The organism is Frankia sp. AgB32 (genome assembly GCF_023243045.1).
Taxonomy (GTDB): Bacteria; Actinomycetota; Actinomycetes; order Frankiales; family Frankiaceae; genus Frankia.
In genome coordinates this window covers 1-20,126 of sequence record NZ_JALKFX010000031.1, presented here as the reverse complement: position 1 = coordinate 20,126, position 20,126 = coordinate 1, and the positions used below count along the sequence as shown (strand labels likewise).

At 69.4% G+C, this 20,126-nt stretch carries 18 protein-coding genes, 1 tRNA gene and 1 pseudogene; 11 read left to right on the top strand and 9 right to left on the bottom strand.

Annotated elements, in window-relative coordinates; all coding sequences use genetic code 11:
* Positions 1-63: 63 nt before the first annotated feature.
* The 5 genes from nadD (at position 64) to MXD60_RS12110 (ending at position 2,642) form a co-directional block, all read left to right on the top strand.
* Entirely contained in the window at positions 64-636 is a 573-nt protein-coding gene (gene nadD, locus MXD60_RS12130) for a nicotinate-nucleotide adenylyltransferase (RefSeq protein ID WP_248819164.1), read from the top strand.
* A gap of 189 nt (positions 637-825) precedes the next feature.
* Positions 826-1,251 (top strand): ribosome silencing factor, encoded by a 426-nt coding sequence (gene rsfS / locus MXD60_RS12125; protein ID WP_248819135.1) that lies wholly within the window; start codon positions 826-828, stop codon positions 1,249-1,251.
* The gene (locus MXD60_RS12120) at positions 1,248-1,949 is read left to right on the top strand and encodes a histidine phosphatase family protein (protein WP_248819134.1); all 702 of its coding nucleotides are present in this window, start codon (positions 1,248-1,250) and stop codon (positions 1,947-1,949) included. Before rsfS ends, MXD60_RS12120 begins: the two co-directional genes overlap by 4 nt.
* A gap of 78 nt (positions 1,950-2,027) precedes the next feature.
* Positions 2,028-2,101, top strand: a tRNA-Ala gene (locus MXD60_RS12115).
* A gap of 280 nt (positions 2,102-2,381) precedes the next feature.
* Positions 2,382-2,642, top strand: a complete 261-nt coding sequence (locus tag MXD60_RS12110; protein ID WP_248819133.1) for a hypothetical protein — start codon at positions 2,382-2,384, stop codon at positions 2,640-2,642.
* 159 nt (positions 2,643-2,801) lie between these two features.
* Here the strand turns inward: MXD60_RS12110 and MXD60_RS29860 are convergent.
* Positions 2,802-3,899 (bottom strand): annotated as a pseudogene (locus MXD60_RS29860) (recombinase family protein); the annotation flags it as partial.
* A gap of 1,243 nt (positions 3,900-5,142) precedes the next feature.
* Here MXD60_RS29860 and relB point away from each other — a divergent pair.
* From relB to MXD60_RS12090, 3 genes are all read left to right on the top strand, one after another.
* Positions 5,143-6,387, top strand: coding sequence for a type II toxin-antitoxin system RelB family anti-toxin (relB, locus tag MXD60_RS12100; RefSeq protein WP_248819131.1), 1,245 nt, complete (start codon positions 5,143-5,145; stop codon positions 6,385-6,387).
* 239 nt (positions 6,388-6,626) lie between these two features.
* Positions 6,627-6,932 (top strand): hypothetical protein, encoded by a 306-nt coding sequence (locus tag MXD60_RS12095; RefSeq protein WP_248819130.1) that lies wholly within the window; start codon positions 6,627-6,629, stop codon positions 6,930-6,932.
* Positions 6,929-7,183 carry a hypothetical protein gene (locus tag MXD60_RS12090; RefSeq protein ID WP_248819129.1) on the top strand — a complete coding sequence of 85 codons (255 nt, stop codon included), beginning with the start codon at positions 6,929-6,931 and terminating at the stop codon, positions 7,181-7,183. Before MXD60_RS12095 ends, MXD60_RS12090 begins: the two co-directional genes overlap by 4 nt.
* 237 nt (positions 7,184-7,420) lie before the next feature.
* Here the strand turns inward: MXD60_RS12090 and MXD60_RS12085 are convergent, their stop codons facing one another.
* Complete coding sequence (locus tag MXD60_RS12085) at positions 7,421-8,383, bottom strand: hypothetical protein (protein ID WP_248819128.1); 963 nt, start codon at positions 8,381-8,383, stop codon at positions 7,421-7,423.
* 260 nt (positions 8,384-8,643) lie between these two features.
* Between MXD60_RS12085 and MXD60_RS12080 the strand changes: the two genes are divergently transcribed.
* Positions 8,644-8,805 carry a hypothetical protein gene (locus tag MXD60_RS12080; protein ID WP_248819127.1) on the top strand — a complete coding sequence of 54 codons (162 nt, stop codon included), beginning with the start codon at positions 8,644-8,646 and terminating at the stop codon, positions 8,803-8,805.
* A gap of 16 nt (positions 8,806-8,821) precedes the next feature.
* On the opposite strand, the gene MXD60_RS12075 is transcribed toward MXD60_RS12080, so the two are convergent.
* From MXD60_RS12075 to MXD60_RS12065, 3 genes are all read right to left on the bottom strand, one after another.
* Positions 8,822-10,087 (bottom strand): S8 family peptidase, encoded by a 1,266-nt coding sequence (locus MXD60_RS12075; RefSeq protein ID WP_248819126.1) that lies wholly within the window; start codon positions 10,085-10,087, stop codon positions 8,822-8,824.
* A gap of 130 nt (positions 10,088-10,217) precedes the next feature.
* A complete protein-coding gene (locus MXD60_RS12070; protein ID WP_248819125.1) occupies positions 10,218-11,078 on the bottom strand; it encodes a hypothetical protein in 861 nt (286 codons plus the stop codon).
* 239 nt (positions 11,079-11,317) lie between these two features.
* Positions 11,318-11,854, bottom strand: a complete 537-nt coding sequence (locus MXD60_RS12065; protein ID WP_248819124.1) for a peptidase inhibitor family I36 protein — start codon at positions 11,852-11,854, stop codon at positions 11,318-11,320.
* A gap of 1,144 nt (positions 11,855-12,998) precedes the next feature.
* Here MXD60_RS12065 and MXD60_RS12060 point away from each other — a divergent pair.
* Complete coding sequence (locus MXD60_RS12060) at positions 12,999-13,478, top strand: hypothetical protein (protein ID WP_248819123.1); 480 nt, start codon at positions 12,999-13,001, stop codon at positions 13,476-13,478.
* A gap of 106 nt (positions 13,479-13,584) precedes the next feature.
* Here MXD60_RS12060 and MXD60_RS12055 read toward each other — a convergent pair whose 3' ends face one another.
* Both MXD60_RS12055 and MXD60_RS12050 read right to left on the bottom strand, forming a co-directional pair.
* On the bottom strand, positions 13,585-15,084 hold the full coding sequence (locus MXD60_RS12055; protein WP_248819122.1) for a class I adenylate-forming enzyme family protein: 1,500 nt from the start codon (positions 15,082-15,084) through the stop codon (positions 13,585-13,587).
* A 13-nt stretch (positions 15,085-15,097) separates the two neighbouring features.
* On the bottom strand, positions 15,098-15,412 hold the full coding sequence (locus tag MXD60_RS12050) for a hypothetical protein (protein ID WP_248819121.1): 315 nt from the start codon (positions 15,410-15,412) through the stop codon (positions 15,098-15,100).
* A 551-nt stretch (positions 15,413-15,963) separates the two neighbouring features.
* Between MXD60_RS12050 and MXD60_RS12045 the strand changes: the two genes are divergently transcribed.
* On the top strand, positions 15,964-16,743 hold the full coding sequence (locus MXD60_RS12045; protein ID WP_248819120.1) for an SDR family oxidoreductase: 780 nt from the start codon (positions 15,964-15,966) through the stop codon (positions 16,741-16,743).
* Here the strand turns inward: MXD60_RS12045 and MXD60_RS12040 are convergent.
* Both MXD60_RS12040 and MXD60_RS12035 read right to left on the bottom strand, forming a co-directional pair.
* The gene (locus tag MXD60_RS12040; protein WP_248819119.1) at positions 16,727-18,163 is read right to left on the bottom strand and encodes an ATP-binding protein; all 1,437 of its coding nucleotides are present in this window, start codon (positions 18,161-18,163) and stop codon (positions 16,727-16,729) included. The two genes, MXD60_RS12045 and MXD60_RS12040, sit on opposite strands and share 17 nt — an antisense overlap.
* A gap of 46 nt (positions 18,164-18,209) precedes the next feature.
* A complete protein-coding gene (locus MXD60_RS12035) occupies positions 18,210-19,943 on the bottom strand; it encodes an FAD-dependent oxidoreductase (RefSeq protein ID WP_283098231.1) in 1,734 nt (577 codons plus the stop codon).
* Positions 19,944-20,126: the final 183 nt, after the last annotated feature.

The following is a 20,126-nucleotide window of genomic DNA, read 5'->3' as shown; positions in this document are numbered from 1 at the left end:
CCGCGGGTGGCAGGCGTGTGCCACACACGCGGGGTTAGGGTCCGACAGGTGCGACTCGGTGTGATGGGCGGGACCTTCGACCCGGTCCACAACGGCCACCTGGTGGCCGCGAGTGAGGTGGCCGCGTTGTTCGACCTGGACGAGGTCGTCTTCGTGCCGAGCGGGCAGCCCTGGCAGAAGGTCCACCGCGTCGTGTCCGCGGCCGAGGACCGCTACCTGATGACCTTCCTCGCGACCGCCGGGAACCCGCAGTTCACCGTCAGCCGGATCGAGATCGACCGGCATGGCGCGACCTACACGATCGACACGCTGCGGCACCTGCGCGGTTCCCGGCCGGACGACGAGCTGTTCTTCATCACCGGCGCGGACGCGCTCGCGCAGATCTTCACCTGGCGCGACCACCGCGAGCTGTTCGCCCTGGCCCACTTCATCGGTGTCAGCCGCCCCGGCTACCAGCTCGCGCTCGACGCCACCCTGCCGCCGGACACGGTGAGCCTGCTGGAGGTGCCCGCCCTGGCGATCTCCTCGTCCGACATCCGGGAGCGGGTCGGGCGCGGTGCGCCGATCTGGTATCTCACCCCGGACGGGGTCGTGCGTTACATCGCCAAACGGCATCTCTACCAGTCCCCGGACTGACCGGTACGCGCCGACTGACGTGTATCGCAGGCCCGTATAGCACGGGTTTCGGTGCATCGCCGGCCTGATGGGTGCCCTGCCCGCGCGCGGATGTGTCACGCTGGACCCAGCCGCCCGATCCGCGGGCGGCGCGTGGGCAGCCCGACGTGACCCGCCCGCGCACGCCGGCATCCAGGAGAGAACCCGAGCGTGACCGCTTCCCCGCGAGCCGTCGAGCTTGCCCTCGCCGCCGCCCAGGCCGCGGCCGACAAGCTCGGCCACGAGCTGCTTGTCCTCGACGTGAGCGAGCGCCTCGCCATCACCGACTGCTTCGTGCTGGCCTCCGCCGCCAACGAACGCCAGGTCAAGGGCATCGTCGACGAGGTCGAGGAGAAGCTGCGGCAGCTCGGCGCCAAGCCCGTGCGGCGCGAGGGCGAACGGGAGGGCCGCTGGGTCCTGCTCGACTTCGTCGACATCGTCGTGCACGTGCAGAGCGACGAGGAGCGCGTGTTCTACGCGCTGGAACGGCTGTGGAAGGACTGCCCGGTGATCCCGTTCACCGACGCGACGGTCGGTGCCGCCGCCGGCGCCTCGGCGGCGGGCGACCCGCGCGGCGGGGCGACAACCACCCCATGAGGCTGCTCCTCTGGCGGCACGGCCGGACGACCTGGAACGACGCCGGCCGGTTCCAGGGGCACGCCGACGCGCCGCTCGATGTCACCGGCCGCGCCCAGGTCGCCGCCGTGGCCCCGCTGATCCGCGCGATGAACCCGGAGCTCGTCGTCTCCTCCGACCTGCAGCGCTGCCGCGACACCGCGGCCGGTCTCGAGCTTCCGTTCCGCACGGACGCCCGGCTGCGCGAGATCGACCTCGGTGGATGGTCCGGCCTGACCGGCGCCGAGGCCGCCGAGCGCTTCCCGGCGGAGGACCGCGCCTGGCGCGCGGGCGAGGACGTGCGGCGCGGCGGCGGCGAGACCTACCGGGAGGTCGCCGCCCGGGCCGGGGCGCTGCTCGACGAGATCCGCGCGGACGGGCTGCCCGCGGCCCCGGACGGCCTCATCGTCTTCGTGTTGCACGGTGGCACCGGCCGATCCCTGATCGGCCACGTGCTGGGGCTGCCGCCGGAGCTGTGGTGGCACTTCGGACCGCTGGCGAACTGCCGGTGGTCCCTGCTGCGCCTCGTCGAGGGCGGGTTCCGCCTCACCGAGCACAACGCCGGTCCGCTGCTGCCTGGTAAGGTCGGCGCCACCGGATCGGGACTGTCCGAGTCCATCCTGCCCAGTCAGGGGGGCTCGGCCGGGTCCGACACGGAGCCTGTACACTTGCCGAAGTAGCTTCCGGGCGCTGCGGTTCGGCCCCGGAACCGGCAAAACACCGAGGTCGTCTCGGTCTGATATAAAAGAACAGTAGTTGGGGCTGTGGCGCAGTCTGGTAGCGCATCACACTGGCAGTGTGAGGGTCAGGGGTTCGAATCCCCTCAGCTCCACGAGAGTGGTGAAGTTCGGAACACGATCTTCCCCCCTCTGTCCCTGGAAAGGCGTTGCGCCGTTCGGATAGATGCCGAGCGGCGCTTCTGTCTGCCCGCGGCGTGGCCCGTCGTCGCCGTAGGCGGACGTAGACGGTTCGTTGGTGGGGATGTGTAGGTCTGGGTTTTCTGGAGCTTCTGTGGCGTTCTGAGCTTTGATCATATTCTCGGTTTCCTGGTTCAGCAGTGCAGCAAGATCGTCGCCGAGGAGTTGGGCTAGTGGGGGAAACAGATCCGCTCCGTGAATCCCCTTGTCGATGATCCAGAAGCGCCGGAAAACGGCTTGGTTGAGTTGGCGTTGCACGACTGCGGGTGCGGTGGTGTAAAGAGTGTGGCTGTCGTCGCAGAGGCTCAGCAGCCGGTCGAGGATTCCGCCGATCGCCTGCCATTCCCCTTGGCAGGAATGGAGCATGGCGCGTGCCTTGCCAAGGTCGCTGTCTATCCGCCATTGCTCTTCCTTGAGAAGTTCTTCGCCGATGGCGCCGTTGTAGTAGGCGCGTAGGCATGACCGTCGTTCGTTTTCCAGCTCGTTGATGCGGCGTTTCTGTCGGTCGGCCTGTTCGGTGCCGTTCGTCACGAGGGTCTGCGCGCTGTCGAGGACGATGTCACGAATGCGGGCTTTCTGCCGTGAGGTGATCTCGACGCGGCGCCACCAGTCCGCGACGAGTTTCTCCACGACGTCGATCATCACATAGGGCTGCCTGCATTTTCCGCGCTGCCGGCCAAGGCAGTAGAAGTAAGGGTATGTACCGCCGTGCCGTCCGGTCGCCTTCGTGATGCCGAAAGCCGATCCGCAGTGGCCACAGAACAGGCTGCCCTTCAGTGGATGGAAATGCTTGCTCGGCTTGTCGCCGGCGGTCGCCCGGGACTTCAGTATTCCCTGCACCCTGGTGAACGTTTTCTCCGCCACGAAGGTAGGATGCCGGCCGCCCGGATATTCGACTTTGTCGAAGGTGACAATGCCGACGTAGTAGCGGTTCGTCAGCATCTTGTGCACATGCGAGGATTGCAGGGGACGTTTCGGGCGTTTCCCGCTGGCGCGGTTCGTCAGGCCGCGATGGTTGAGTTCACCGGTCAGGCTGTCCACCGTCCACGCACCGGTCGCGAACCGCTCGAAAGCCCATTGCACAAGTCGCCACCGGTCCTCGTCAAGGATCACGTCCGCGATGTTCCGCCCGTCGCTGCGGATACGGACGTTGAGATAGCCGATCGGCGCGAGACCAGGGGTTCCGCCATTCGCGGCTTTCTGCCGCATCTTGTAGGAAATATCTTTCCCGCTGGCAGCGGACTGATACTGGTTGATCACGGCCAGCATCCCGTGGAGAAGCTCACCGGCCGGTGTCTCGTCAATGTTCTCCGTTGCGGACACGAGAAGAACACCGAGGTTCCGCAGTCGCAGCGTGAACGCGGCGTCTTCGTACCGGTCCCGCGCGAAACGGCTGAGTTGATAGACGATCACGATATCGACGTCGCGGTCCCGCTCAATGCGGTTGACCATCGCCCGGAAAGCCTCGCGGCGTTCCAGGTTCTTGTGCGCGGACACGCCCGGCTCGACATACTCACCGACCATGTCGGCATTCGATGCCTCGGCTTTCGCCCCGCACGCGACCCGCTGCGCAGGAATCGAGATGCCTTCCGGATCATAGTCGGTGCGGACCTGGGATTTCGTCGACACCCGAAGGTAGAAAACGGCACGTAGTCGACGGGCGGTAGATGCCGGCACTGGCACAGGAGATCCCGCGATATATTTCGGGGGCATGGGTGTACCTCATTTCCGTGGTGATCGTCGCGGGCATGGTAGCACAGCGCGACCCTACGAAATTCGGCTTTTTGATTACCGTTTCCTCGCTCGCCCTTCTTTCTTTCGGGGCGGGGCGGGAGCGTCCATTTTGCCGTCCGCTTTTTCGTGGATGAGGATGTCAACCCATGCTGTTATCGCGGCTGCGAAGTCGTCGCAGTCGATTTCTGGCTGATGTTCGGCGAGGACTTGAACTTTTTCACGGCGTGCCGCGTCCAACGAGCCGATACCCGTTTCTCTCGCGTGATCCGGATCATCCAAGAAACGTCGAAACCGACCGGGTGGCAGTAGCGGCGCCCCGGCCCGTCGCCCCCCGCCCTACGCGGGCACGCGCGGCAGCGACCCAAGGCCGCTACGGCTACCCTCAGACATTTGCCCAGCTCAAACAGGCCGCAGGGTCCCGCGACCAGACAGCGATGCCGCTACCTGGTCGCGGACATCCCGCTACTGTCACGCTGAGTGAATAGCGTGACAGCTATGGTGATCCACCGTGTCGCGTGATGGCGGTTTTCACGACAGCTACCGCCTGACGTCCGGGTTCGACAGCGGTCGCAAGAACGTGCCTGCCGCGCAGCGTCAGACAGCCGTGCATGTGCCGCATTGACGCATCCTGCCGATGTCCCCAACGGCCAGCGAAGATCCACAGAGATGTCATAGCCACCCCACTCTCACGAGCTGCACTGACGATCACCCGAGTCGGCGTGTGGCAAGACACGCCTATCGCACCCTAATTATCTCATGGCTGCGAACCGAAGAACACCCCTGAAAGGCAGGACGAAAATCATGGTTTGAACGCGGAAAGTCGATTTCCGATAAAAGGCATTCGTGATTGCGGGTGTTCGTGCCCCGGCAGGTCGCTGCCAGACGGCCGACCGGTGTGCACGAGGGTGTGCACGGGGCTTTGCAACCGGCGTGCACGGGGTGTGCACCGAGGTGTGCATGCACAGCGCCAACGCGCGCACGCGCGTCTGCGCGCGTTGGCGCCCAGCGGCCACCGGAGCGTGCACACCGGCCGGACGGCAGCCTCCGACGGCCAGGGCGCGCGCTACCCGACAGCCATGATCACGATTCCGCCGGGCGCCGGGAGGCAGCACGCGGAATGGGGTTCGGCGCGCTCGTCACGCTGCCTCCGCGAGCCTCGGTCTGTGCGCCACGTCGCCGTATCCTGGAGTTGACCCCCGTACGTGGGCGAGAAGAGGGCGTCATGACAGGCGAGCTGGCACCGGGAATCCATCTCCAGAACCTGCGTCATCGGCGCGGCCTCACTCAGGAAGCTCTCGCCCACACGGCCGAACTCAGTGTTTCCACCGTCCGTAAGATCGAACAGGGCGGAAGTGCTCGGATCGAAACGCTACACGCGCTGGCTCGGGCGCTCGATGTCGAGACTTCATCACTTTTCGGCTCTACTTCCCCCGGTCCGGTGCCGGATGCGGAAGAGGGAGACAAGCTGAATCTCCTTCCGCTGCGTCAGGTATTGACTCCGGTCGTCGGCATCCGTGGAATCGTGACCTTCGGCGCGGAAACGTCTGGCGACGTTCAGGAAGCTGACCTACGGGCCGCGCTGTCCGAAGCGGTCCGCCTTTACCATGCCGATGACTTCGACGCGGTCGCGATGATGCTCCCCCGCATGGTTCGCGACAGCCACCAGTTGATCGACCGGGCCACCGTCGAAACACGATCCCCGCTGCTGCGGCTACGCGCCGAAATCTACCAACTTGCCGGCTGGTTCCTCACGCAGGTGCGCCAATACGATTTGGCCTATGCCGCGATTCGCGACGCGATACAGGACGCGACCAGCGCGGGAGACAGCCTTACGGCAGCATCGGGCGCTATTTCTCAGGCATGGCTGTTCATCCGGCAAGGCCGGTTCGGCGACGCCGAGAATCTTGCCCGGAACACCGCCGAGGCTATCGAGCCACGCATGTCCACTGCCAGCGACGCGGAGCTTTCGGCATGGGGTTGGCTGCTGCTGCGCGGTTCGGCCGCCGCAATACGCGACAACCGCCGTGATTCCTCCGACGAATTCCTGTCACTCGCCGAGACAGCAGCCACCCGCGTATCGATGGCCCGACCACCGGACGGCTATCACCAGTACCTGACGACGTTTGGCCCGGCCGTCGTGGCCATGAAACGCGCCGAATCCCTGATGATCATGGGTGACGCGCGGGGTGTCCTACGGCTTGCGGATCGCATACCCGCGCCACGGTCGGACCGCTACCGGTCCGACAACCTCAGTCGGCATCTCCTCGACGTCGCAGCCGCCCATGCCGCGCTTCGTGACCATCGCGACGCGGCGGATGTTCTCGTTCACCTGCGGCAGAACTCGCCCGAATGGCTCCGGCATCAGCGCAAGGGAAAAGACGTCCTGTCGGCGATCCTGCGGAGCCGCAAGCGCCCGTTGAGCCAGGAACTCCGTTCCCTTGTCGATTTCATGGAGCTGACCGACTAGGAAGCAGGCGACTACCACGCTACGTGGTAGTCCAAAGGCGAGCGGACCGGCAACTGCCATGCGCCGCGTCTCGCGTCGTTCATCCGTACACTCTAGATTTCTTCACAGGCGCCCGGGTTCGGTCGACGCGAGGGGCTCCCTCGCTCAATCCCCTCGATTCCCGGACCCGGGCAGCCGCTCCCGGACATATCAATTCCGAACGGCGACACCTGGAAGATCAGGAGCGGGTGAATCTACGTATGGGCGCCACACCGATCACAGCAGCGAATCACGAGGCTCCGGAACCATGGGAGCCCAAAGACATCCGTCTTCGGTCAATGCCGGGAACCGCTGCCCGCTACCGCGACAACGCGGCCACGCTCGACGTCGACAATGGCATTCGAGCGTCGGATCTCACCTCCGCCATTTCTCTCCTCATTCCTGCCGACGCGCGACTCACCGGGGTCACTGCCAACAAGACAAAAGCCACACTTACCTTCAAGCTCTACGTCGCCGCCCACGCGACACAGCAAAACGACGATCAGGGCCACCAGGAAACGACGTGATCCTGATCGTGAACTACACCGATAAAGCGTCATCTCGCCTCATCGTCGACGACGGATTCGGCGGAGGACGAGAACTCATCGACATTGCCAGACGACTACACCACATGATTCCCGGCGCTGTGCGGGTGCGATGGCTCTACCAAGGCGGCTGCGTGGACACCGCCGACGATGGCATCCCAGCATCCGAAGAAGCTCCGAAAGCCATCACCGCGCACACACCAGCCACCCGCGCAGCCAACGACCAGAAGTAACCCCGAACGCGGAACGCGCCCGCGAGGAAGACCCCCACGGGCGCGTTCCAGGTCACCCGAACCCATCCCACACCACGGCCGTCCGTCGCCGAACGTGACGAACAGCCACTCTTAGTATTAGCTCAAGCTCCGCCGACGCCATTCCCGCAGGTAGAGGTCAAGATCGGGGTTCAATGTCCATCCTCGTAGCTCCACCCAACTCTGGTTATGCCCGACTCTGTCGGGTGGGCATTTTTGTCACGACATCTTTCGCCGTGAGTCCAGGCTAACCCACACTGGTGTTGGGGCCGGGCCGAGCGCCGCTCTGGCTCCCGTAAGTGTCGAGCCCCATCTCCGGGCCAACGGAGCGGGCAGGCCGCCATGATTGGGTGGCCAGGCCGGCTGGCTTGGCGCAACGAGAGCAGGCGTTACGGCGGAGGTCAGGGCAGGCGGCGCGCCAGCTGGCGGGCCAGGAAGCGGCCGAACTTCGTGGACATGAAGAATCACCGCTGTAGCCGAAAATGAGGCGCCCAGCGCCACCGAAACCGGAACCACGCCATTCGCGCCGATGATCTGGACGATGCCCAGCGTGACGCCGATCGGGAGCCCGAGCACTGTGATGACGCCCAGGGCCGCGCTCACCTGCTCGTTTCCCCGGGCCTGGACGACCCGGGCCAGCTCTGAAATCTCGTTGACCACCAGGTGGAACCGAGCGTCCAGATCATACTGGCCTTGGTAGGCGGCGAGAATCTGGGTGGCATGCCCATGGTCGCCGGTGTCCCGCAGCCAGTACATCGCTCGGAAGTGCGCTGCCCGGATCTCCAGCTCCATGAGGTGGCTGGCAAGATCACGGCTTTGGAAAGATCGAGCAGCGCTGTCAGTCAACTGGTCGATGCTCAGCCGCTGGGTCATACCCAGGAGCAGGGCATCGAGGTACACCGTGTGCATGTAAACCTTCGCGAACCCGAAATAGGGGTCGCTGGCGCCGAGGTCTCGGCGCAGTCCGAGAAAGGCGGCACCGTCCCGGTTGATCAGAGCGCGCCAGTCCGCGGAGAGCCTCACCAGACCAGCGAGGAGCGCATCGGCGTCGTCGGGATCGGGCGGATAGTCCGAATGCGCAGACCGCGAGGCCAGCAACCACAGCCATCGCTCGACAGGCGACCAGTGCGGGACCTGCGCCGCTTCATCCGGGTCGGCGAGTCGAGCGGCACCGCGCGTCATGAAGGCCAGTGTGTAACGCTTTCCAGTCGTGTGAACACTGACCCCGGCAGGTAGAAGTGCCTCCGGCGCGGTATCGATGTCGACTGTGCCGCGGCGTCGGGCCACCGCGCGGAGTACTGGAGCGATGGTCGCAGCCGTGGCTTCCAGGTGAGTAACGAGGAAACCCTGGGAGGAAGCCCGGCCAGGGTCAGGCAGGAAAAGCTCCAGTCCAGGCGTTCCGTGTCCTGCGGCCGGGCGGGGTGTTCGCGGGCAGCGACGGCGTGGCAAGCGCTGTCTTTCGGCTTCTGCACCTGCGGGACACCATGGTCGTGGTCGATCCCGACCGCCTGCCCGACCGGCTCGCCGCGGTCGGGTTCGAGCAGGTCACCGTGGACCGGGAGGCCGGCAGCTTCCGCTTTCGCGCGAAGCGGCCGGCCGCCTGAGCATCCCCGGCCGGGCTCAGAAATCTCTTTCGCGCGAGTACAGCAGGACGTTCGGTGAGCCCGCGCCGATGTTGCTGAGCACGCCCCTGGTGCCGGCCTCGACGATGGCGTCGCGGACCTGGTCGGGACCGGCGTGCGGATGCCGTTGCAGGTACAGCGCGGCGACGCCGGTGACGTGCGGGGCGGCCATGGAAGTGCCGGTCTCGGATTTGGTCGCGGTGTCGGAATCGATCCAGTCCGAGGTGATGTCGGTGCCGGGGGCGAACAGGTCGACGCACCGGCCGTAGTTGGAGTATCCGGTGTCCCGGCTGTCGGCGGAGGTCGTCGCGCCGACGGTGATGGCCCGGGGAACGCGCCCGGGTGAGGAGTCGCACGCGTCGAGGCCACCGTTGCCGGCCGAGATGGAGTAGACCAGTCCACTGCCGATCGACTGTCGGACGGCCTGGTCGAGGGCCCGCGACGTGCCGGCTTCGAGGCTCAGGTTCACCACCGCCGGCCGACTGGCGTTCGCGTTGATCCAGTCGATGCCGGCGATGACGCCGCTGATGGTTCCGAATCCGTCGCAGTCGAGCACGCGTACTCCGACGAGGCGCACCTGCTTGGCGACGCCCTTGTCGGTTCCTCCCACGGTGCCGGCGACGTGGGTGCCGTGGCCGTTGCAGTCGTCGGTGCCGTGGCCGTCGTCGACGACGGAGAAGCCGCCGCTGGCGCGCCCACCGAAGTCACTGTGGGTGGCTCGGATACCCGAGTCGACGAGGTACACGCTGACGCCTGCGCCGGTGGACCGGTAGGTGTAAGCGCCGTCCAGGTTGCCCCGGCGCTGGTCCACGCGGTCCAGGCCCCAGGTGGCCGGTCGCTGGCTGACGTCGGCCTGGACCGGCCTGCCGCCGGCCGCCCCGACCTGCGCATCGTCGGTGGATGCGGGCTGCGCGGGGGCAGCGCCGGAATCCGTTTCCCCGGCGTTGGCGCGCACGATCTGGTCTGGCTCGACGTAGGCGACGTCGGGATCGTTGCGCACCGACTCCAGCTGGGAGGCGTCGAGCTGCGCCACGTAGCCGCTGATGACGTGCCGGAACTCGCGGGTGATGCGGACGCCGCGGGTCCGGGCCCGGGTGAGGGCGGCGGGCGTGCCGCTGGCGGACGGTGCTGACGCGAGCACGACGATGTAGCGGCCGTTGGGAGCCGGCGGCGCGGCGTGCGCGGTTGCGCCCGCGGCCAGTTGCAGCGGCACGAGTTGCACTGCGGCGGCGGCGACCGTCGCGACCACGCGGGCGGTGCGCACCGGCGGTCGCCGTCGGCCCCATGGCCGTTGACGCTGTGGCCGTTGACGCTGTGGCCGTTGACGCTGTGGCCGTCGGGGCTGGGATGGTCGAAGCTGGGGCCGTCTCATGCCGGTGGTCTCCTGTGGTCGGTCAGCGCAGGTCGAGGCCGCGGACGACGCGCAGCTCGGCGTCGTTCGCCCGCAGCAGCGTGTCCAGCGCGTCGCGGTGAGTGGCGATCGCGGGGCGCTGCAGGTCGGCTTCGAGGGTGGACCAGACGCCGACCAGGTTGGCCCGCGCCTTGCAGTCGATGTCGGTCGTCGCTGTGGCGATCTCGGTGGGCGTCACCGGGCCGGCGCGGAAGCGCGGATCGGCGGCGGCGGCCAGCGGGGTGGGATAGGTGAATCCGTGTTCTTGCATGCAGATCGACCAGGCACGCATCGCGGCCTGCACCCGCCGGTCGCTCTCGGCGCGGAAGTAGCTGTCCCGGCTGAGTCGCTCGGCCAGGAACCGGTCGGCACCGGCCGGCGCGCCGGCACCCAGGCGCCGCTTGGCCTCGCCGGAGCAGCCACCCGGCGGAACGGGCTGGCCGTCGACGACCCGGCGGCCCTCGCCGCTGAGCACGTCCAACGTGCGGGGGTCCGCCGGCTCGGTCGGTTTCGGCACCGTGACAGGGCCGTTGGCCGACACCCGGAAACCGGCGGTGGCGGCCAGCGCGCGGTCGGTGATGCCGTAGCGGCGCTCGTTCAGCGTTCGCGGCCCGGCCGTCGCCGGGGGCTCGGGCGGCCCGGTGATCCCGAAGCGCTGTTCGCAGCGGCGGAGCAGGACGCGGTGGGCGCGGGCCACCAGGTCCGCGTCGTGCGGGGTGAGCAGGTAGCGGTCCAGCGGGAGCCGCAGGTGGGACGCGTCGGTCAGGGCCGGCGCGACGCCTGTGGCGGGGTTCGAGGTCGCCCCGCCGCATCCGGCGCCGACCGCCGCGGGCACGGTCAGCGCCGCTGCCAGTGCCCACCTCACGGCGGCGCTGGAGCGTGCCGTCCTGGTCCGGCGGCGCGATCCGTCGCGCCGGTGTCCGCGACCCATCCGAGATGGCATTGGAAGTCCTTTACGTACTGCCGATCCGCCCGCCACCGAGGCTCCGCGAGACGCGCGGACACACCGCGACCGGTTCCCGCCGCAAGGGCGGGAACCGGCCGGCAGGTCGGCCCGTTACCGGTGGAGCGGTGTGGGACGGTCAGTCGTCGTAGGGGCGGGGATCAGACCCAGTAGAACGACTCGACATTGTTGCGGAAGGTGGAGTTGAAGTTTCCGCCGGTGTACGGCGCGATATCACCGGCGACACCGGTGTAGTTCACCCCGGTGAAGACACGGGCGGTCAGGTGCCGGTCGTAGTTCCAGTCCGACTCCGAGTTGTTGCCCACCCGCTGACCCTGGCCGGCGCCCGGGCTGTTGAAGTAGTTGTCGTTCAGGTTGCCGTCGCCGAAGTAGAAGTCGGCGTGGCTGCCGGTGTAGTTCTGCAGATACCACAGGCAGAGGTCGCCGTATCCGCTGCTGTACGTGTTGCAGACGCCGTCGAGGTGCGACGCCCGCACGCCGCCGCCCTGGTTGCGGGCGGTCGCCGACGTCTGGGCAGCGCTGGCGGCGCCGACCGCGGAGACCGCCGCGGGCGGGACCGGCCCGGACGTGTTCACAGGGCTTGCGGCGCTGGCGGGCTGTCCCACGGCCACGACGCCGGCGAGCGCCAGGCCGCCGAAGGCAACAACCAGGCCACGGCGCATTGCGGTGCTGTTCATGTAGGCTCCTTGGAATGTTGAAAGGTGAATAACCGCCGCTCCCCAGGGCGGCGCAGTGGGCGCCCGGCCATCACGTCCGAGTAATGAGTGGCGATTCATTGGCGTGATGGCTGTGGGCGCGCACTCACACCGCATTCCTGCTGCCCGGCTGCGTGTTTGGCTGGAATCCGTTGCCTGGCGGCTGGGTGGTGTGTGAATTGAAAATATGGCGGGGGAGGGTCGGTGTCCAGGAAGGCAGCTGGAAGCGTGTCGACGTGGATCGGTGGTGGAATGCCCCGGTCGCGGATGCTGTTTCCGATCGGTCGGATTGTTCCGGTCTCAGTGGGTCCCGCTCCGTCGACGGTCCGCCGCCCAGCGGCGCCGATCTCGTGCTGCCGCAGGGCTTTCGGCCCACGGAAAACATGTCGCGGCCTCGGAAGTGCGGCTCTGGTGGGGCCATGAAACCGGTCGTGTGCCGCCTTCGCGGAATCCCGCGACCCGCGCATGACGGATAGCCGACACCTCGTTGCGGGTGGGCTGGCGCGGCTGTCCCGTCGGGACGGGCCACTCTTCGGCGCCGGCCGGAGCCGGACTGCAGGCGGAATCCCCACCCCCGGTAATCGGCAGCCGGCTGTCTTGGCGGGGAAACTCCCCTCCGGGTCGCTGCCGGCGCGATGGCCGGCCCGCCGGGCATCACGCCTCGTTGTCTGGCCACCCTCGACCGTCAGCGCCTGCGCGCGGTGTGGGTGGCGTCCCTGCTGGTTCTGATCGGCCTGGTGGACGGCCCTCCGGGCGCGGGCGGCACCGGGTCGGCCCACCCCGGGGACAGGGCGCTGCCCGTCGCCGCGGCGGTCGCTGTGCCGATCGGGCCGGCCGAGACCACGGCCGCGCGGATGGATCCGCGGCCTGACGGCAGCCTCGGACGGACGCGTGCACTCCGCATTCGAATGGGACCGCATCCTCATCGCCACGGCGATGCTTGCGGCCATGTTTCTGGTGCTGGCCCTGGTGATCTGGCGCGATCAGCTCCGGGACCGGCGCCGGTTCGGCACCACGGCGTTGTCCCGCCCCGTTCGCTACGGAACGGACGGCCGGACCTTCCGGGAGGGCGTCACCCCGGCGACGATCACCCTGGCCTCGATGGCGCCGGGCGCGGATGCCGTCGGTGCGGCGGGTTCCAGCGCTGCCGCGGGCGACCCGCGGGCGGGGCTGCCGGTGGCGGCAGGGCAGCGGGGGCGCGGAACCGGTGGTGGCCCAGGCCGGTGGTCCGGCGCGGATCGCCGAAGGCGTCCCGCTGCGCGGTGCCGTGGCGGCCACGTGTGTCGTGGCGACCGGCGCGGCGGGAGCCGGCGCCCACTGGGCGACCCTCGCCCCGATCGCCGTGCCCGCGGTCCTCGTCGGACCGGCGCTGCCGTGGCGGCGCGCGGCCCGGCTGGCCGGGTTCGCCGTCGTCGCGGCCGTGCTCGTCGGCGGCGTGCGGCGCGCCGCCGGGACCGATGCCCCGGCGGCGGCCCGCCTCGCGTGGAGCATCGGCCATTCGGTGTTCCTGGCGGCCGTCTGCGTCGCCGCGGCGGCGGTGCGGGACCGGTGTGCCCGCGCCGGGGTGCGCCCGCGCCGGTCCCGGTCCGCCGGGCCCGGTCGGTGACGTCCGGATCCGGTCGTCCGTGGTGCGTGGGAGTGCCTTCCCGCGCGGCCGGCCCCGCGGGGATCGGCCCCGCGGGGATCGGCCGGGTTCCCGGCGGTCGGTGGGGTCAGGCGAAGGCGTCCGCGAGCTCGGCGCGCAGCACCCGGCGCAGCAGCTTGCCGCTCTCGTTGAACGGCAGTTCCGCGCGGAACTGGATGCGGTCGGGGGTGCGGCTGGAGCGCAGTCGGGTGCGCACGTGCGTCCTGAGTTCCTCTTCGGTCACCTGACCCGAGGTGACGACGGCGGCGGCGACTCCCTCGCCCCACTCCTTGTCGGGGATGCCGACGACCGCGGCCTCGAGCACCGCCGGATGTTCGAGCAGCACCGCCTCGATCTCACCCGGGGACAGGTTCTCCCCGCCGCGCACGATCACGTCGTCGAGACGGCCGTGGACGAACAGGAAGCCCTCGGCGTCCAGATGGCCTTCGTCCCGGGTGGGGAACCAGCCGTCGGAGTCCAGCGTGGTGCCTCGGCCGAGGTACTCGCCGGACACCTGGCTGCCGCGCACCCAGATCTCCCCACGCTCGTCGACCGGGACCTCCTCGCCGGCGAGGTCGCGGATCGACACCTCCAGCGTGGGCAGCGGCCGGCCGACGGAGGCGAGCCGGGCCCGCACCGCCGGTTCGTCGCTGGCGAACGCCGCCTGGTGGTCGTCCGGGCCGAGCACAGCGATCGTGCTGGACGTCTCGGTCAGGCCGTAGGCGTTGACGAAGCCGACGTCCGGCAGCATCCCGACGGCGCGCTCGATGACCGACAGCGGCATCGGCCCGCCGCCGTAGGACAGCGAGCGCAGCGACGGCAGGCCCGCGCCGTCCGCCTCGACGACGTCGAGGATGCGGCCGAGCATCGTCGGCACGACCATGGCATGGGTGATCGACTCCGACCGGACGGTGTCCACCCAGGCGTGCGGCTCGAACGCCTCGAGCTGCACCACCCGGCGCCCGGAGTAGGTCGAGGACAGCACGGCCGAGATGCCCGCGATGTGGTACGGCGGCACGCTGACGATCGCGGCCTCGTCCTCGGTGGATCCGGCGTACTCCACCGTCGAGATGATGTATTCGGCGAGGTTGCTGTGCCGCAGCACGGCGGCTTTGGGCTCACCGGTCGTGCCGCTGGTGAACAGCAGGACGGCGATGTCCTCCGGCTCGCCTGCCCACCCGTTGGCCTGCACGCCCGCCGGGTCCTCGGCCAGCGCCAGCGCCTGTGCCCGGCTGAGGAACTCGATGCCGTCGATGGGTCCGACCCGGTCGGCGACACCCTCGCCGACGATGATCGTGGCCGGCGCCGTGCGGGCGACGATCGCCCGCAGCTGCGGGTCCGCCAGCCGGTAGTTGATCGGCACGAACGGTCTGCCGGCGATCGCCGAGCCGAACAGGGTCAGCGGGACGGCGGAGGAGTTCAGGTCGATCAGCCCGACCCGCTCGCCCGGGCGTAGCGCGAGGGCGGCGCCCAGGCGGCGGGCCCGGCGGGCCAGCTCGGCGAAGGTGAGGCCGTCGGCCAGCGGTCCGAGCGCGACCCGGTCCGCCATCCCGTCGGCGGCCATGTCCAGCAGCATTCCGAGGTGCATCGGCAGGAACCCTTCAGTCCGAGGAGGGCAGCGGCTTGGCGTCCTTGAGCGGCAGCGGGGTCTCGCCGATCGACAGCGCTCCCTCACCGCCCTTCGTGCACAGCAGCTCCAGGCCGGAGTCCGCGTCGGCGAAGCGTTTGCCCAGCTGCGTGCCACCGGCGAAGGCGGGGTCCAGGGTGAGGCTCCCGGGGACCTCCGTGCCGATCGCGACGACCGGGTGGCCGCCGCAGCGTAGGTCGACCGGCTCGCTCGCCGGCCGCACGACGATGATCTCCGTCTGGTCGACGGCGGACCGGAAACGGGCACCCGATTTCGTCTGAACACCCATGATGTTGAACCTCCTGTTCCGTCGACTGAGTGAGACGTACCACCTGCTCTGTTTGTACCGTCCCGGACGAACGAGGCGCCACCGACCGGGGCGCGACCTGTCTCCGCGAAGCAAAATGTGCGCACTCAATTCGGAGATATAACTCTTTTTCCGTGGTGGTCAGGACCCTACCGGCTCCGGTCGGGGCGAGCGCGGGTCGCCGAGCCGGGGCAGGCGCGCCGTCGGGCCGCCCACCGCAGGACCGAAGACGAGGTCGCACCGCGATGCCCGCAGCGTCGCCAGCTGCGTGGCGGTGGCGACGTCCCCGGCGATCGTCCCAGGGCGATCATCGTGCTCTCGTCGCCGACGATCTCCGCCGTGGCGATCTGGAGACACAACCGGTAGCGGGCCAGAGGCGCTGCTGTGCCACAGATCCTCACTTCACCCCACCCGTGCGGCTCACCGGCGGTCATACCCGAACGGCCCGTGCGCATGCCGTCCGGGGCGGTCGCCGGCCGGTCGCGTGGTTGGGTGGACGCAGGTCGGTGCGGACCGACGTCGACGGGAGCGGGATGGACCTTCAACTTTCGCAGCGGGTGGTGCTGGTCACCGGTGGGTCCGACGGCCTGGGAGCGGCGCTGGTGCGCACGCTTGCCGCCGAGGGGGCCCGGGTGGCGTTCTGCGGACGGGACGAGACGCGGCTGCGCGCCGTCGCGGTCCAGGCCGCCGACGGCCCGGGGGAGGTGCTGCCGATCGTGGCCGACGTCCGCGACCCGGCGGCGCTGAGCCGGTTCGTCGCCGCCGCGACCAACCGGTGGGGCGCCGTGCACGCCCTGGTCAACAACGCCGGGGCGAGCTCCGCCGGACCGTTCGAGCAGCACACCGACGAGGTCTGGCAGGCCGACCTGGACCTGAAGCTGCACGCGGCGATCCGGGCCAGCCGGCTGGTGCTGCCCCTGCTGCGCGAGGCCGGCGGCGGCGCCATCGTGAACTCGTTGGCGGTGGCGGCCCGCGCGCCGGGCGCGGGCTCCATGCCGTCGTCGGTGACCCGCGCCGCCGGGCTCGCGTTGACGAAGGCTCTGTCGAAGGAGTTCGGGCCGGCCGGGGTGCGGGTCAACGCGGTGCTCGTGGGGCTGGTCCGCAGCGGCCAGTGGGAGAGGGCCGCGGCGGCGCAGGGCATTCCGGTCGAGCAGCTGTACGAGCAGCAGGGCGCCGCGGCGGGCATCCCGCTCGGTCGTTTCGGGGCGGCCCAGGACTTCGCCGACCTCGTCGCGTTCCTGCTCTCCGCGCGGGCCGGGTACATCACCGGGGCGGCGATCAACCTCGACGGGGGCCTCAGCCCGGTAGCGTGACCTCACGCGGCGCGACGAACGGAAGCCTGACCTGGAACCGGGTGTTGCCGGGAGCCGACTCGACGCGCAGGTCGCCGTGGTGCTTCTTCACGACGATCCGCCACGAGATGTCCAGGCCGAGCCCGGTGCCCTCGCCGACCGCCTTCGTCGTGAAGAACGGTTCGAAGATCCGTCCCTGGATCTCCGCGGGGATACCCGGCCCGGTGTCGCCGATCTCGACGATGAGGCTGTCGTGGTCGGCGAACGTGCGCACCGAGAGGACTCCCCGGTGGGCCATCGCGGACACCGCGTTGTCGATGAGGTTCGTCCAGACCTGGTTGAGCTCCGCGGCGTAGGCCGGGATCGGCGGCAGCGACCGGTCGTAGTCCCGCCGGATGTCGACATCATCGCCGATCTTGCGGCCGAGCATGATCAGAGTGCTGTCGAGCAGCTCGTGGATGTCGACGGTCTGGTAGGGCGCCCGGTCCATCTGCGAGTACTGCTTGGCTGCGGTGACCAACGAGGAGATGCGGCTGGTCGAGTCCTCGATCTCCCGCATCAGCATCTCGCTCTCGACCGTGTACGTCAGCCAGCGCAGCGCGCCGCCGAGCACGCTCGGGGGCACCGAGGCGGCCACGTGCTCGAGCCAGTCGACGTCGAAGCCGGCCTGGACGAAGATCGGCGCGATGTCCCACGCGTCGCCGATCTCCCGCTCGTCCAGCCAGTCGCCGAGGGTGTCCTCGCGGTCCGTCGCCTCCATCGGACTGAGCGTCGGCGCCTTGGCGACCCGCTCCACCGCCTCCTCCTGCAGGCGGACGAGGGATTCCAGCTCCGGACGCTCGTACGGGCCGGACGCGATCATGCCGAGCTTGTGGCGCATGCCGGCGACCCGTTCGCGCAGCGCGGCGGTGGCCCGCACGGCCGCGGCGGCCGGGTTGTTCAGCTCGTGGGTCAGCCCTGCGGACAGCGAACCCAGCGCGAGCAGGCGTTCCCGCTGGCCGACGACCTGCTGGGTGCTCTGCATGCCGAAGAACAGGCCTTCGAGCAGGTGCAGGGCCATCGGGAACCACTCGCGCATCATCATCGCGACGTCCTCGGCGCCGAGAACGAAGAAGCGACTGAGCTCGGTCACCCGCAGCGAGTTCTTGTAGAGCTGGGGGACCCGGTCGCCGAGATAGGCGTGCCACGCGCCGGCGTAGACGCCGCGCTGGTCGGTGCGCAGCACCTCGACGTCGTCCGCGCCGACCCGGGCCGACATCACCACCGCGCCCTCGATGAGCACGTAGAAGCACTCCGCCGGATCACCCTCGGTGTAGACCGGGCCGGGCCGCATCTGCTCGACGTGCCCACGCTCGCACAGCCAGGCCAGCTGGTCGTCGGCCAGCTTCTCGAACAGGAACAGGGTGCGCAGCTCGCTGGCGCTGCACGGAACCTGAGTCATCGTCGATCTCCCGTCTCGACCCACCGCCTCGGCTGCTCCACGCCGGTCAGCGCTTCTCCAGATACCGGTGGACCAGCGCGATCGCCATCGCGCCCTCGCCGACCGCCGAGGCCACCCGCTTCACCGACTCCGCCCGCGCGTCCCCGGCCACGAACACGCCGGGGACGGATGTCTCCAGGTGGTACGGGTCGCGGTCCAGCGACCAGCCGGCCGGCCGGCGCCCGTCGACGAGCAGGTCCGGGCCGGCCAGGACGAATCCGCGCTCGTCGCGGACGAGCACTCCGTCGAGCCAGCGCGTGCGCGGCGCGGCGCCGATGAAGATGAACACCCACTGGGTGTCGACCATCTCGGTCTGGCCGGTCGAGTTGTCCCGCAGGGTGAGTTGTTCCAGGTGGCCGTCGCCCTCGGCCGCGATGATCTCGGTACAGGTCCGCACGGTGATCGTCTCCACCGCGGCGATCTGCTGGATCAGATAGTGCGACATCGACGCTTCCAGCGAGCTTCCCCGCACCACCAGGGTCACCCGCCGGGCGTGGCGGGCGAAGTGCATCGCGGCCTGCCCGGCGGAGTTCGCCCCGCCGACGATGTACACCTCCTGCCCGGCGCACGACGGGGCCTCCGTCAGCGCCGACCCGTAGAACACCCCGCGACCGGTGAACTCGTCGAGCCCCGGGGCCGTCAGCTGCCGGTACGACACCCCGGTCGCGAGAATGACGGCGTGCGCGGAGATCTCCTGCCCGTCGTCGAAGCGCACTGTGCGGGCGGGTCCGTTGACCTCCAGCGCGACGGCGTCGCGGGTGGTGAGCACCTCCGCGCCGAACTTGATCGCCTGCCGGCGGGCCCGGTCGGTGAGCTGGGCGCCCGACACGCCGTCCGGAAAACCGAGGTAGTTCTCGATCCGCGAGCTCTGCCCCGCCTGGCCGCCGGTGGCCATCCGCTCGACGAGGACCGTGCGCAGCCCCTCGGACGCGGCGTAGACCGCCGAGCCGAGCCCCGCCGGCCCGCCGCCGATCACCACGACGTCGTAGAAGTCCGCGGTCGGCGTGGTGCTCAACCCCACCCGGCCGGCGAGCTCCGCGTCGGTCGGATCGGTCAGGGCGACGCCGTCGGGCGTGATGACGACGGGCAGCGTGTCGGCGGAGGCCTGCGCCGCGGTCAGCAGCCGGGCACCCTCCGGCTCGTCGGACAGGTACCAGCGGTAGGGCACCTGGTTGCGAGCCAGGAAGTCGCGCACCTCGTGCGAGCGTGCCGACCAGCGGTGGCCGACCACCCTGGTCTCGGCAACGGGGGTGTGGTCGGTGGCGAGCCAGGCATCCAGCAGGGCGTCGACGACCGGATAGAGCTTCTCCTGCGGCGGATCCCAGGGTTTGAGCAGGTAGTGGTCGAGATCGACCAGATTGATGGCGTCGATCGCCGCGGTGGTGTCGGCGTAGGCGGTCAGCAGCACCCGACGCGCCGCTGGATACAGGTCCATCGCCTGTTCGAGGAACTCGATGCCGTTCATCTCCGGCATCCGGAAGTCGGCGAGCAGCACCGCCACCCGGTCACCGCGCAGCTTCATCTCCCGCAGCGCGTCGAGCGCCTGCGGCCCTGACTCCGCGCGCACGATCCGGTACCGTTCGCCATACTGCCGTCGCAGGTCGCGCGCGACCGCGCGGGAGACGCTCGCATCGTCGTCGACGGTGAGGATCGCCGGGCGGGCTTTCCCCCGGGGCTCCGCGGCGGGGGCGGTCGCGTTCGACGCGCCGGACGTGGGCGATTCCGCTGGGGTCGTCGTCAAGGGTGCCCCCCGATGATCGTTTGCTCAAACGGTGCGGGTTCCGCGGGCGCGCCGCGCGCCGGACCCGATCGACGGACCAGTCGATCGGGTCGGTGGGCGGCGCGGTCGCACGGGTCGGCCGGTGGTCGGGTCGATCGGTGTCGGGCCGGAGTGGCGGTTGGTGGCGTGGGACCGGGCCCCGGC

What these genes read in the sequence shown, in the direction of transcription:
- nadD (WP_248819164.1), top strand. Translation starts at nt 64, where the DNA reads ATGGGCGGGACCTTCGACCCGGTCCACAACGGCCACCTGGTGGCCGCG.
- MXD60_RS12120 (WP_248819134.1), top strand. Translation starts at nt 1,248, where the DNA reads ATGAGGCTGCTCCTCTGGCGGCACGGCCGGACGACCTGGAACGACGCC.
- relB (WP_248819131.1), top strand. Translation starts at nt 5,143, where the DNA reads ATGACAGGCGAGCTGGCACCGGGAATCCATCTCCAGAACCTGCGTCAT.
- MXD60_RS12095 (WP_248819130.1), top strand. Translation starts at nt 6,627, where the DNA reads ATGGGCGCCACACCGATCACAGCAGCGAATCACGAGGCTCCGGAACCA.
- MXD60_RS12085 (WP_248819128.1), bottom strand. Translation starts at nt 8,383, where the DNA reads ATGACGCGCGGTGCCGCTCGACTCGCCGACCCGGATGAAGCGGCGCAG.
- MXD60_RS12065 (WP_248819124.1), bottom strand. Translation starts at nt 11,854, where the DNA reads ATGAACAGCACCGCAATGCGCCGTGGCCTGGTTGTTGCCTTCGGCGGC.
- MXD60_RS12055 (WP_248819122.1), bottom strand. Translation starts at nt 15,084, where the DNA reads ATGCACCTCGGAATGCTGCTGGACATGGCCGCCGACGGGATGGCGGAC.
- MXD60_RS12050 (WP_248819121.1), bottom strand. Translation starts at nt 15,412, where the DNA reads ATGGGTGTTCAGACGAAATCGGGTGCCCGTTTCCGGTCCGCCGTCGAC.
- MXD60_RS12045 (WP_248819120.1), top strand. Translation starts at nt 15,964, where the DNA reads ATGGACCTTCAACTTTCGCAGCGGGTGGTGCTGGTCACCGGTGGGTCC.
- MXD60_RS12040 (WP_248819119.1), bottom strand. Translation starts at nt 18,163, where the DNA reads ATGACTCAGGTTCCGTGCAGCGCCAGCGAGCTGCGCACCCTGTTCCTG.